The organism is Micromonospora sp. WMMD1120, from assembly GCF_029626235.1.
Lineage (GTDB): Bacteria > Actinomycetota > Actinomycetes > Mycobacteriales > Micromonosporaceae > Micromonospora.
This window is the reverse complement of record NZ_JARUBO010000005.1, coordinates 570,453-582,097: the sequence shown is the minus strand read 5'-3', so window position 1 is coordinate 582,097 and position 11,645 is coordinate 570,453. Positions and strand designations below refer to the sequence as shown.

General features: G+C 73.4%; 12 protein-coding genes. 7 read left to right on the top strand and 5 right to left on the bottom strand.

From position 1 onward, the window contains the following. Positions 1 to 108: 108 nt before the first annotated feature. Positions 109 to 969: a hypothetical protein gene (locus O7634_RS02795; RefSeq protein ID WP_278148608.1), complete on the bottom strand. Its 861-nt coding sequence runs from the start codon at positions 967 to 969 to the stop codon at positions 109 to 111. Positions 970 to 1,215: 246 nt separating this feature from the next. On the opposite strand from O7634_RS02795, the gene O7634_RS02790 reads away from it, so the two are divergent. Next, the gene (locus O7634_RS02790; protein ID WP_278148607.1) at positions 1,216 to 1,980 is read left to right on the top strand and encodes an SDR family NAD(P)-dependent oxidoreductase; all 765 of its coding nucleotides are present in this window, start codon (positions 1,216 to 1,218) and stop codon (positions 1,978 to 1,980) included. A 104-nt stretch (positions 1,981 to 2,084) separates the two neighbouring features. Here O7634_RS02790 and O7634_RS02785 read toward each other — a convergent pair whose 3' ends face one another. Continuing rightward, positions 2,085 to 2,894, bottom strand: a complete 810-nt coding sequence (locus tag O7634_RS02785) for an enoyl-CoA hydratase-related protein (protein WP_278148606.1) — start codon at positions 2,892 to 2,894, stop codon at positions 2,085 to 2,087. A 19-nt stretch (positions 2,895 to 2,913) separates the two neighbouring features. Between O7634_RS02785 and hemW the strand changes: the two genes are divergently transcribed. Next, the gene (gene hemW, locus O7634_RS02780; protein ID WP_278153848.1) at positions 2,914 to 4,137 is read left to right on the top strand and encodes a radical SAM family heme chaperone HemW; all 1,224 of its coding nucleotides are present in this window, start codon (positions 2,914 to 2,916) and stop codon (positions 4,135 to 4,137) included. 64 nt (positions 4,138 to 4,201) lie between these two features. Here the strand turns inward: hemW and O7634_RS02775 are convergent, their stop codons facing one another. Next, positions 4,202 to 4,849 carry a DUF4870 domain-containing protein gene (locus tag O7634_RS02775; RefSeq protein WP_278148605.1) on the bottom strand — a complete coding sequence of 216 codons (648 nt, stop codon included), beginning with the start codon at positions 4,847 to 4,849 and terminating at the stop codon, positions 4,202 to 4,204. Between the two features lie 176 nt (positions 4,850 to 5,025). On the opposite strand from O7634_RS02775, the gene hrcA reads away from it, so the two are divergent. The 3 genes from hrcA (at position 5,026) to O7634_RS02760 (ending at position 8,001) form a co-directional block, all read left to right on the top strand. Next, a complete protein-coding gene (gene hrcA / locus O7634_RS02770; protein WP_278148604.1) occupies positions 5,026 to 6,048 on the top strand; it encodes a heat-inducible transcriptional repressor HrcA in 1,023 nt (340 codons plus the stop codon). Between the two features lie 72 nt (positions 6,049 to 6,120). Continuing rightward, positions 6,121 to 7,266 (top strand): molecular chaperone DnaJ, encoded by a 1,146-nt coding sequence (gene dnaJ, locus O7634_RS02765; protein WP_278153847.1) that lies wholly within the window; start codon positions 6,121 to 6,123, stop codon positions 7,264 to 7,266. Continuing rightward, complete coding sequence (locus tag O7634_RS02760) at positions 7,267 to 8,001, top strand: 16S rRNA (uracil(1498)-N(3))-methyltransferase (RefSeq protein WP_278148603.1); 735 nt, start codon at positions 7,267 to 7,269, stop codon at positions 7,999 to 8,001. Positions 8,002 to 8,017: 16 nt separating this feature from the next. Here the strand turns inward: O7634_RS02760 and ppk2 are convergent, their stop codons facing one another. Together ppk2 and O7634_RS02750 are read right to left on the bottom strand one after the other, a co-directional pair. After that, a complete protein-coding gene (gene ppk2, locus O7634_RS02755; RefSeq protein WP_278148602.1) occupies positions 8,018 to 8,929 on the bottom strand; it encodes a polyphosphate kinase 2 in 912 nt (303 codons plus the stop codon). A 73-nt stretch (positions 8,930 to 9,002) separates the two neighbouring features. Further along, positions 9,003 to 9,764, bottom strand: a complete 762-nt coding sequence (locus tag O7634_RS02750; protein ID WP_278148601.1) for an SDR family NAD(P)-dependent oxidoreductase — start codon at positions 9,762 to 9,764, stop codon at positions 9,003 to 9,005. A 46-nt stretch (positions 9,765 to 9,810) separates the two neighbouring features. Here O7634_RS02750 and O7634_RS02745 point away from each other — a divergent pair, with 46 nt between their 5' ends. Beyond that, positions 9,811 to 10,170, top strand: coding sequence for a histidine triad nucleotide-binding protein (locus O7634_RS02745; protein WP_124774517.1), 360 nt, complete (start codon positions 9,811 to 9,813; stop codon positions 10,168 to 10,170). Next, entirely contained in the window at positions 10,167 to 11,534 is a 1,368-nt protein-coding gene (locus O7634_RS02740) for a serine hydrolase domain-containing protein (protein ID WP_278148600.1), read from the top strand. Before O7634_RS02745 ends, O7634_RS02740 begins: the two co-directional genes overlap by 4 nt. The last annotated feature ends 111 nt before the right edge of the window (positions 11,535 to 11,645 follow it).

Below are 11,645 nucleotides of genomic sequence, written 5' to 3'. Positions count from 1 at the left end.
CGCACGCAGCGGCGAAACTGCGCTCGGTGAGAATTCTGTGATCCACGATGCCTTACCGGGCATTTTGTCCGATTGTGCGGTGACTGCCGGTTAGGAGATCCGGGTCGGTCAGCCCTCGTTGAACACCTCGGCCACCACCTGGCCGGCCGGGTCCCGCTGCCCGTCCACCCGACCCCAGGCGCCACCCCGCGCGGTCCATTCCAGTTCGCCGAAGCGGACCCGCTTCACCCCGTGGTCCTGGGCGTGCGACACCAGCCAGTGCGCGTACCGCCACCCGTCGCGCTGGTCGCTCGGGGTCACCGCCAGGCGGGTCCCGTCGGCCGGTTCGGTGCCCTTCAGACCCCAGTCCAACACCAGGTTGCGGGTCAGCTGCGCGGCTGCCGCCGCGCCCTGCATCGCCGGGGTACGCCCCACCGTGCAGGTGACCGCGCCGCTGGCGTCGCCGAGCAGCGCCCGGGTGAGCACCTCGGAGTCGTCGGCCCACTTCTGGTAGGCCTCGGGGAAGGCCGAGCGCTGCACCCGCTGGGCGGCGTCGGTGACGCGCATCTTCTCCCAGCCGCGCACCTTCTTGAGCGCGGCGTAGAACCGGTTGGCCGCGTAGCGCGGGTCGCGGATCTGCGCCGGGGTGCCCCAGCCCTGACTCGGTCGCTGCTGGAAGAGGCCCACCGAGTCGCGGTCGCCGTCGGCCAGGTTGCGCAGCCCGGACTCCTGGTACGCGGTGGCGAGGGCGACCACCACCGCCCGCTCGGGCATCCCCCGCTTCGCCCCGATCGCCGCGATGGTGGCGGCGTTCGCCATCTGGTCGGCGTCCAGTGCGACCCGGCCGTCGGCCTGCACCGTGCACTTGCGTGCCAGCAGTGGCAACCGGAGGTCGTCACCCACCTGGCGGACGACGAGCCAGATCGCGATCACGGCGACGAGGATCAGCACGACCCCACCCGCCACGGTTGCCCGAGTTCGCACCCACACCCCCAGATCGACAGTTCGACAAGCGTACGTCCCCGCGCGCCCGTGCCGGGCCGTCCGAGCGTTTCCGGCCCGGCCCATCCGATTCTGACCGGTTCGGTCCCGGCGTCGCGATCAGTGCCGAATGGCGACGTTCCCGCTGTGGCCGTGATCTCACCTGCCTTTCGAACCGCCCCTGGCGGGAAGGCGACAGGCCGTCGTGGCCTTAACCCAGTTGACATGTCAATCACCAGCTCAAGGAGAGGTTCCATGGGAACGATGGAGGGCAAGGTCGTACTGATCACCGGCACCGGCGGTGGTCTCGGTCGGGTCGCGGCGCTGACCTTCGCCCGCGAGGGGGCGAAGGTCGTCGGCGCCGACCTCCAGGTCGACGGCAACAACGAGACCGTCGAGCTGGTGCGCCGGGCCGGCGGCGAGATGACCGGGTTCGCCCCGGTCGACCTCACCGACCCGGAGCAGGTCCGGCGGTTCGTCGACGACGCCGCGGCGACCTACGGCGGGCTCGACGCGGTCTACAACAACGCGGCGGCGCTCCGCTTCGGTCCGGTGCCCGACTTCTCGGTGCAGGACTGGCGCTACACGATCACCGGAGAGCTGGACATCCCGTACTTCGTGTCGAAGTTCGCCTGGCCGCACCTGGTGCGGCGCGGCGGTGGCGCGATCATCAACGCCGCCTCCATGGCGGGGATGATCGCCGGTCACGTCCCCCCGATGGTCGGTCACACAGCGGCCAACGCCGGCGTCATCGGCCTGACCCGACAGCTCGCTCTCGAGGGCGCGCCGCACGGCATCCGGGCGGTGGCGGTCAGTCCGGGGCCGATCATCAGCCCGGCCAGCGAGCGCGACCTGGGTGACGACCAGGCGGCCCGGGACGCGATCACCGGCAAGACGCTGTTGAAGCGGTTCGCGCAGCCGGAGGAGGTCGCCGAGCTGGTGGTCTTCCTCGCCTCCGACCGGGCGTCGTACATCACCGGCGCCAACTACCCGGTCGACGGCGGCGCGACGGCGTGGTGACCGGTGTTCGGGGCGCCGCCGCTCCCGGCGGCGCCCCGACGGTCACCCAGCCCAGCCCGTGCCGCCACCGCCCCCGTCGCCATCAACTGCCGGAACGCCCGGTCCTACCCGGCGCCCTCAGCGGAACCACCGTCCAGAGCGGCCACCCATCGAGTCAATCGCTTCTCGCGGAACGCGGTGACCCCTTCGCGTCCCTCCTCGGAGAGAAAGTAGCCGGTCGAGAGGGCGGACAGCCGGGCCAGGTCGCCGCGCAGCTCGGCGGTGCCCGGCCGGCGCAGCAGTTCCTTGGTGCCGGCCAGCGCGCCGGGCGCGCCGCGGACCAGCGAGTCGCAGTAGCCCCGTACCGCGTCGTCCAGCTCCGCAGCCGGCACCGAGGCGGTGACCAGTCCGACCCGCGCCGCGCGCCGCCCGTCGAAGGTGTCCCCGGTCAGGTACAGCTCGGCGGCGGCGCGGGGGTGCAGCCGGGGCAGCACGGTCGCCGATATCACCGCCGGGATCACCCCGATGCGGACCTCGGTGAACGCGAACGTCGCCTCGTCGGCGCAGACCGCCAGGTCGGCCGCGGCGATCAGGCCGAGCCCGCCGGCCCGCGCCGGCCCGGCGACCCGGGCCAGCACCGGCTTCGGGCACTCCCAGAGCGCCGCGAGCACGTCACCCAGCATGCCGGCCGGGACCGTCCCGCTGGCGTACGCCGCGGCGGTCTCCTTCAGGTCCGCGCCCGAGCAGAAGACCGGGCCGGTGTGGTCGAGCACGATCACCCGCACCGTCTCGTCGGCGACCGCCTCCGCCAGCCCGGCCAGCAACTGGGTCATCAGGGCGGTGGAGAGCGCGTTGCGGTTGTGCGGGCTGTCCAGGGTGAGCGTGGTCACCCCACGGGCCGTGGCGACCCGCACGAGCACGTCGGGAGAGGTCATGCCGGGCACACTAGTGGCCATGCCCGGCGTCCTTCCAGATGGTGAGACCGTCCCCGTCGACGGATCGTTGCCCGCCACCGCCACCACCGCGGTCGGCGCGCGCGGCTTCGGCGTGTACGTGCACGTCCCGTTCTGCGCCAGCCGGTGCGGCTACTGCGACTTCAACACCTACACCGCCGCCGAGCTGGGCGGCGGCGCCAGCCGCGAGGGGTACGCCGACACCGTCCTGGCCGAGCTGAAGCTCGCCGCCCGGGTGCTCGGCGACACCCCGCCGCCCCGGGTCGACACCGTCTTCGTCGGGGGCGGCACACCCACCCTGCTGCCCGCCGACGACCTGGCCCGCATCCTGGAGGGCATCGACAGCACCTGGGGGCTGGCCGCCGACGCGGAGGTGACCACCGAGGCCAACCCCGAGTCGGTCACCCCGGAGTCGTTGGCGCGGCTGCGGGCGGCCGGCTACACCCGGATCTCGCTGGGCATGCAGTCGGCCTCCCCGGGAGTGCTGGCGATCCTGGACCGCAGGCACAGCGCGGGTCGGGCCACGGCCGCCGCGCTGGAGGCCCGCGACGCCGGGTTCGCGCACGTCAACCTGGACCTGATCTACGGCACCCCGGGGGAGCGGGCCGAGGACTTCGCCGCCTCGCTGGAGCAGGTCGTCGCCGCCGGGGTGGACCATGTCAGCGCGTACGCCCTGATCGTCGAGGACGGCACCCGGCTCGCCGCCCGGATGCGGCGCGGCGAGCTGGCGTACCCCAGTGACGACGTGGCCGCGGACCGCTATCTGGCCGCGGAGGCCGCCCTCGACGCGGCTGGCATGTCCTGGTACGAGGTCTCCAACTGGGCGCGCGGCGACGAGGCCCGGTGTCGGCACAACCTGCTCTACTGGGCCGGCGCGGACTGGTGGGGCCTGGGGCCCGGGGCGCACAGCCACGTCGGCGGGGTGCGCTGGTGGAACGTCAAGCACCCCTCGGCGTACGCGAAGAGGCTGGCCGAGGGCGTCTCGCCCGGCCTGGCCCGGGAGGTGCTCACCGTCGACGAGGCGCACATGGAGGACGTGATGCTGCGGCTGCGGCTGGCCAGCGGTCTGCCGCTGGCGGTGCTCGACGCCGCGGGCCGGGCCGGCGCCGAGCGGGCGCGGGCCGACGGCCTGCTGGACGCCGACCGGTACGCGGCCGGTCGGGCGGTGCTCACGCTGCGCGGCCGGCTGCTCGCCGACGCTGTGGTGCGCGACCTGCTGCCCTGAGCGGTCCCGCGGCCCGGACGGGGCGGCGGTGAGCCGTGCCGGCCGGGGGAGCGGCCGGCAGGGCTCACTTGATGAAGGTGGTGGACATCGGGTAGCGGTAGGCGCTGCCCTCGTTGGCCTTCATGCCGGCGATGATCCCGAACAGGATCTGGATCACCACGACCGCGATGCTGGGCAGGAAGAGCAGGCACCAGCTCACGAAGAGCAGCACGAACGCGATGATCGACCAGAGGATCTGGAAGTTCAGCGCGGCCACGGCGTGCGCCCGGACGGTCGGCGACTGGTTGCCCCGGGCCAGGAAGGCGATGAGCGGGGCGACGAAGCCCAGCGGACCGAAGCTGACCAGCGCGCCGAGCGCGCCGCCGAAGTGCGCGACGAGGGCCCAGGTCTTGTCCTCGTTGCTGGCGTAGCCGCCGCCGGGGGCGCCGTAGGCCCCACCGGGTGGTGGGTAGCCGCCGGGCGGGGGATAGCCGCCGGGCGGGGGATAGCCGCCGGGCGGGGGGTAACCGCCGGGCGGGGGGTAACCGCCTGACGGCGGTTGGTCACCGGTGGGCGGCGGATAGCCACCGGCCGGGGGATAGCCGCCCGGGTCGGGTGCCCCGGACAGTGGTGCGGTGGGTGGCTCGGCCGACGAGTACGGGCCGGGCGAGGTCGGCTCCGGAGGGTTGTGGCCGGGGTCACCGGCTCCGGGAGGGCGAGGAGGTTCTGTCATGGCTGTCACGGTAGGGGTCAGCGGCAACGCGGCACCAGTTCGACACCGGCCACTGTCGTTGATCATCGCGCTGGCGGGTACCCCGACGTAGACTGGCACTCGCTACAGTCGAGTGCCAGGAACGGCCCGGCCGGCCCACGCGGCCGGCGGCCGACGTGCGACAGGAGGTGCGGAGGATGGGTCTCGACGACCGGAAACTCGCCGTGCTCCGCGCCATCGTCGAGGACTACGTCTCCACGCAGGAGCCGGTCGGCAGCAAGGCGCTCGTCGAGCGCCACCAGCTCGGGGTGTCCCCGGCGACGGTCCGCAACGACATGGCGGTGCTGGAGGAGGAGGGCTACATCCGGCAGCCGCACACCAGCGCCGGCCGCGTGCCCACCGACCGCGGCTACCGCCTCTTCGTCGACCGGTTGTCCCGGGTCAAGCCGCTCAGCCCGGCCGAGCGCCGGGCCATCGAGCGCTTCCTCGTCGGCGCCGTCGACCTCGACGACGTGGTGCACCGCACGGTCCGGCTGCTCGCCCAACTGACCCGGCAGGTCGCCGTCGTGCAGTACCCGTCGCTGGCCCGCTCCTCGGTGCGGCACCTGGAGCTGGTGCCGATCTCCACCACCCGGCTGATGCTCGTCATGATCGCCGATACCGGGCGGGTGGAGCAGCGGCTCGTCGAGTTGCCCGGGCCGGTGCCCGCCGACGACGTCACCGACCTCCGTCGGCTGGTCAACGAGAAGCTCGCCGGCATCCGGCTGTCCGAGACGCCGCCGCTGGTGCAGGCGCTCGTCGAGGAGGCGCCGGGCGAGCTGCGCCCGGCGATGACCACGCTCTCCACGGTCCTGCTGGAGACGCTCGTCGAGCGACACGAGGAACGCATCGCGCTGGCCGGCACCGCCAACCTCACCCGGGGCGGCCTGCTCGACTTCCAGGGCTCGCTCCGGCCGATCCTCGAGGCGCTGGAGGAGGAGGTCGTGCTGCTCAAACTCATCGGCGAGACCGAGCCGAGCACGACCCGGGTGTTGATCGGCGACGAGAACGAGTTCGACAACCTGCGCGCGGCGTCGGTGGTCAGCACGGGGTACGGCCCGGGCACCACCATCGTCGGCGGTCTGGGAGTGCTGGGGCCCACCCGGATGGACTACCCCGGCAACATCGCCACGGTGCGCGCCGTGGCACGCTACGTGGGCGAGCTGCTGGCCCAGAACTGACCAGTCAGGGCCGACGGCCGGCTGCGGCCGCCGGCGGCGCAACGCGAGACGAACATGAGGACACGGAACGCAGTGGCCAGGGACTACTACGGCATTCTCGGCGTGAGCCGGGAAGCCTCCGATGACGAGATCAAGCGCGCCTACCGGAAGTTGGCGCGCCAGTTCCACCCGGATGTCAATCCGGACCCGGAGGCACAGGAGAAGTTCAAGGACATCAACGCCGCGTACGAGGTCCTTTCGGACGACCGCAAGCGGCAGATCGTCGACCTGGGTGGCGACCCGCTCGCTCCGGGCGGCGGCGGTCCGGGTGGCCCGGGTGGCCCCAGCGGCGCGGGCCCGTTCGTCGGGTTCCAGGACATCATGGACGCCTTCTTCGGCGGTGCGGGTGGCAACGCCCGTGGTCCCCGTCCGCGCACCCGGCCGGGCGCCGACGCGATCCTGCGGCTCGAACTCGACCTGCACGAGACGGCCTTCGGCGTGGAGGCCCCGATCACCGTCGACACGGCGGTGCTCTGCACCACCTGCTCCGGCGCCGGCACAGCCGCCGGCACGCACCTGGCGACCTGCGAGGCGTGCGCCGGGCGCGGTGAGGTGCAGTCGGTCCAGCGCACCTTCCTCGGCCAGGTGGTGTCCGCCCGGCCCTGCACCGTGTGCCAGGGCTACGGCACCACCATCCCGCACCCGTGCCCCACCTGTGCCGGCGACGGCCGGGTGCGGACCCGGCGCTCGCTGACCGTCAAGATCCCGGCCGGCGTCGAGGACGGCATGCGGATCCGGCTCGCCCAGCAGGGCGAGGTGGGCCCCGGCGGCGGCACCGCCGGCGACCTCTACGTGGAGATCCACGAGCGCCCGCACGACGTCTACTCCCGCAAGGGCGACGACCTGCACTGCCGCGTGACGGTCCCGATGACGGCGGCGGCGCTCGGCACCCGGTTGACCATCAAGACGCTGGACAGCGAGGAGACCGTCGACGTCAAGGCCGGCACCCAGCCGGCCAGCACGCTGCGGCTGCGCGCCCGGGGCGTGCCGCACCTGCGCGGCACCGGTCGCGGCGACCTCTACGTGCACCTGGACGTGCGCACCCCGACCAAGCTCGACCCGGACCAGGAGAAGATGCTGCGCGACTTCGCCAAGACCCGGGGCGAGGAGGTCGCCGAGCTGTCCAAGCAGGGCGGCTTCTTCTCCCGGATGCGCGACGCGTTCAACGGGCACGCCTGAGTGTCCGCGCCGCTGTTCCTGGTCGAGGCGCTGCCCACCGGCGACACGCTGACCCTGACCGGTCCGGAGGGGCACCACGCCGCCACCGTGCAGCGGTTGCGCGTCGGCGAGGAGCTGCTGCTCGCCGACGGCCGGGGCGGCACGGCCACCGCCGTGGTCACCGCCGTCGGCCGGGGCAGCCTGGACGTCACCGTCACCTCCCGGGGGTACGCGGACGCGCCGGTGCCCCGCCTGGTGGTGGCGCAGGGCATCGCCAAGGGCGACCGGGGCGAGTTGGCCGTGCAGGCGATGACCGAGGTCGGGGTGGACGAGATCGTCCCCTGGGCGGCGTCGCGCTCGGTGACCCAGTGGCGCGGCGAGCGGGGCGTACGCGCCCGGGACAAGTGGGTGGCCACCGCCCGGGAGGCGGCCAAGCAGGCCCGCCGGCCGTGGCTGCCGGTGGTGGCCGGCGCGCCGGACGAGCCCACCGCGACGGTGGCCCGGCGGATCGCGGGCGCCGCCGCCGCGTTCGTGCTGCACGAGGAGGCCGAGGATCGGCTCACCACCGCCGACCTGCCGGCCGCCGGTGAGATCGTCCTGGTCGTCGGCCCGGAGGGCGGCATCGCCCCGGCCGAGCTGACCGCCTTCGCCGAGGCCGGCGGCCGACCCGTACGCCTCGGGCCGGCGGTCCTGCGCACCTCCACCGCCGGGGTGGCGGCGCTCAGCGTGCTCGCCACCCGTCTCGGCCGCTGGTGACCGTCCGGTCGCCCGTTCACGGGCGGGGGAACACCGGCACGACCTCCTCTTCCGGCCCCAGGTCCAGCCCGGCGTTGCCGATGATCTGCGGGTCCGGTGCGCCGACCACCTCGGGATTCTTGTCGGTGTAGTCGAAGCGGTGCAGAACGTGCCGCATCGCCTCCAGCCGGGCCCGCTTCTTGTCGTTGCTCTTCACCACCGTCCACGGCGCGTCGGCGGTGTCGGTCCAGAAGAACATCGCCTCCTTCGCCTCGGTGTACTCGTCCCACCGGTCCAGCGAGGCGATGTCCATCGGAGAGAGCTTCCACTGCCGCACCGGGTCGACCTGGCGGATGGCGAACCTGGTGCGCTGCTCGTTCTGGGAGACGGAGAACCAGAACTTGACCAGCCGGATGCCGGAGCGCACCAGCATCCGTTCCAGCTCCGGGGCCTGCCGGAGGAACTCCAGGTACTCCTTGCGGCTGCAGAAGCCCATCACCCGTTCCACGCCGGCCCTGTTGTACCAGGACCTGTCGAACAGCACGATCTCACCGGCCGCCGGCAGGTGCGCCAACCACCGCTGGAAGTACCACTGGCTGGCTTCCCGCTCGTCCGGCTTGGCGAGCGCCACCACCGAGGCGCCCCGCGGGTTCAGGTGCTCCATGAACCGTTTGATGGTGCCGCCCTTGCCGGCCGCGTCCCGCCCCTCGAAGAGGATCAGCAGTCGCTCGCCGGACTCCTTGATCCAGTCCTGGAGCTTCAGCAGCTCGATCTGGAGCAGTCGCTTGTCCCGGTCGTACTCGTCGCGGTCCATCCGCTCGTCGTACGGGTAGTCCTCACGCCAGGTGTCGACGGGCGTGCCGTCGGGGCGGAGCAGGACAGGGTCGTCGTCGTGGCCGTCGGCCACCCGGTAGTCGGCGGTCAGGTCCAGCAGCGCGGAGTCGGCCATGTCGAGGAGACTTACCCGCCCGGGAACCGTCAACCACCTACCCGACCGGGTGAGGTGCCTGCCGTGTCACTCCTTAACTGCGCAGGTAGGACGCCCCGTTCAGGTCGACGATCGTGCCCGAGGCCCACTCGGCCCCGGGCGAGGCGAGCCAGTGCACCGCCGCGGCGATCTCCTCCGGCCGACCCACCCGGTCGAACGGGCTCTGCGCCCGGATCGCCGCGCCCTGCTCGCCGTCGAGATACGCGGTCACCATGTCGGTCGCCACGAAGCCCGGCGCGACGGTGGCGACGGTGATGCCGTACGGGGCGAGGGCGACGGCGAGGGACTGGCCCAGCGCGTTCAGCCCCGCCTTGCTGGCCCCGTACGCCGGCTGGTGCGGCTCGCCCCGGAACGCGCCCCGGGACGAGACGTTGACGATCCGCCCACCGCGCTGGCGCAGGTGCTGGGCGGCGCACCAGATGACGTTGCCGGCACCGGTGAGGTTGGTCTCCACCACCTGCCGCCACCGCGCCTGCCACTGCTCGTACGAGGCGCCGAAGACCGGGTGCGGGTCGTCCCGGTCGCCGTACGTCCCGGCGTTGTTGACCAGCACGTCCAGGCCGCCGAGCAGCTCGGCGGCCCGGTCGACCATGACCCGGATCTGCTCCGGGTCGGTGAGGTCGGCGCGGACCACGACGTGCCCCGCGCCGGGCAACCGCTCCCGCAGCTCCTCGGCCGCCTCGGCGGAGTCGCGGTGGTGGATCGCCACCCGGTCGCCGCCGGCCGCGAACGCCATCGCCACCGCCCGGCCGATCCCGCGCGAGGCCCCGGTCACCAGAACCGCTCGATCCGTCATGGCGGCCATCCTGCCCGAGCCGTCGTCGGCTCTCTACACTGCCCCGATGGGATCCGACTGCCTGTTCTGCCGCATCGTCGCCGGGGAGATCCCGGCCACCGTCGTCCGGGAGACCGACACCACGCTCGCCTTCCGGGACATCGACCCGAAGGCGCCGGTGCACGTGCTGGTCATCCCGAAGGAGCACTACGCCGACGTCGCCACGCTCGCCCAGGGCGACCCGGCGCTGGCGGCGGATGTGCTGGCCACGTCCGCCGCCGTGGCCGAGGACGAGGGGCTGCTCGGCGACGGTTTCCGGCTGATGTTCAACACCGGGGCGTACGGCGGGCAGGAGGTGTTCCACGTGCACGCGCACCTGCTCGGTGGCGCGCCGCTCGGGCCCATGCTCGCCCGGAACCTGGCATGACCGAGCACCTCGACCGGATGGTCCGGCGGACGCAGGCCGACGGCCGGATACCGGCGGTGTCGGCGGCGCTGCACCGGGCCGACCGACCGCTCTGGAGCTGCACCGTCGGCCAGACCGGCACGGACAGCCCGCTGGGGCCGGAGACCCAGTTCCGGATCGGCTCGGTCACCAAGACCTTCACCGCGGTGCTGGTCCTCCAGTGCCGCGACGAGGGCCTGCTGGACCTGGACGATCCGGTGGGGCGGCACCTCGACCTCCCGGCGCACGGCGAGCTGACGGTGCGCCGGCTGCTGTCGCACACCGCCGGCCTGCAACGCGAGCCGTTCGGCGACGTGTGGGACACCCTGCGCGCGCCGGACGCGGACCAACTGGTCGCCGAGCTGGACCGGGCCGAGCGGGTGCTGCCCACCGGCCGCCGGTTCCACTACTCCAACCTGGGCATGGCGGTGCTCGGCCAGCTCGTCGCCCGGTTGCGCGGCGGGACCTGGGCGCAGGCGCTCACCGAGCGGGTCCTGACGCCGCTGGGGCTCACCGACACCACCGTGACGCCCCGGCCGACGGCCGCCACCGGATTCCTGGTCGACGCGTACTCCGACGAGGCGCGTCCGGAGCCGCCGACCGACCTCGGCGCCGTCGGTCCGGCCGCCCAGCTCTGGAGCACCGCCACCGACATGGCCCGCTGGGCGGCGTTCCTGGCCGATCCGGCGGCGCTGGACCCGGCGGGCGCGGTGCTCGCCCCGGCGACGCTGGACGAGATGCGCTGGCCGGTCACCACCACCGACGAGACCCTCTGGGGTGCGGGCTTCGGGCTCGGACTGATCCTGCTGCCGCAGGGGGAGCGGATCGTGCACGTGGGGCACGACGGGGCGATGCCCGGGTTCCTCGCCGGGGTCTACGGCCGGCGGGGCGGCGACGGCACGCCGGGCGCGCTGGGCGTCGCCGTGCTCGGCTCCTCCGGCACCGCCACCGACGTCTTCGACCTGCCGCACCGGCTGCTCGCCGCGGCGGTGGAGCACGACCCGGCCGAGATCGAGCCCTGGCGGCCCGGCGCGCCCGCGCCGGCGGCCCTGCGGGGGGCCCTCGGCCACTGGTGGGGCGAGGGCTCGGCGTACGTCTTCTCCTGGCACGGCGGCGCACTGCGGGCGCGCGCCGTCGACGACCGGGCCGGACGTCCGCCGGCGGTCTTCGCGGCCCTGCCCGACCAGCCGGACGTGTTCCGCACGGTCTCCGGGCGGGAGGTCGGTGAGCTGCTGCGGCTGACCCGGGACGAGACCGGCGCGGTGGTCCGGATGCACTGGGCGACGTACCGGTTCACCCGTCACCAGGAGACCTTCGACGGGTACGACTTCCGGACCGGGAGTTGATCGCGCGGCCAGCGGAAATGGGCGCGATGCCGCCCGCGTTGAACCGATACGATGGGGATAACGTCCGTACGCCAGGCCGACCGGCCGGCGCCGAGATCGAGAGCAGGTGGC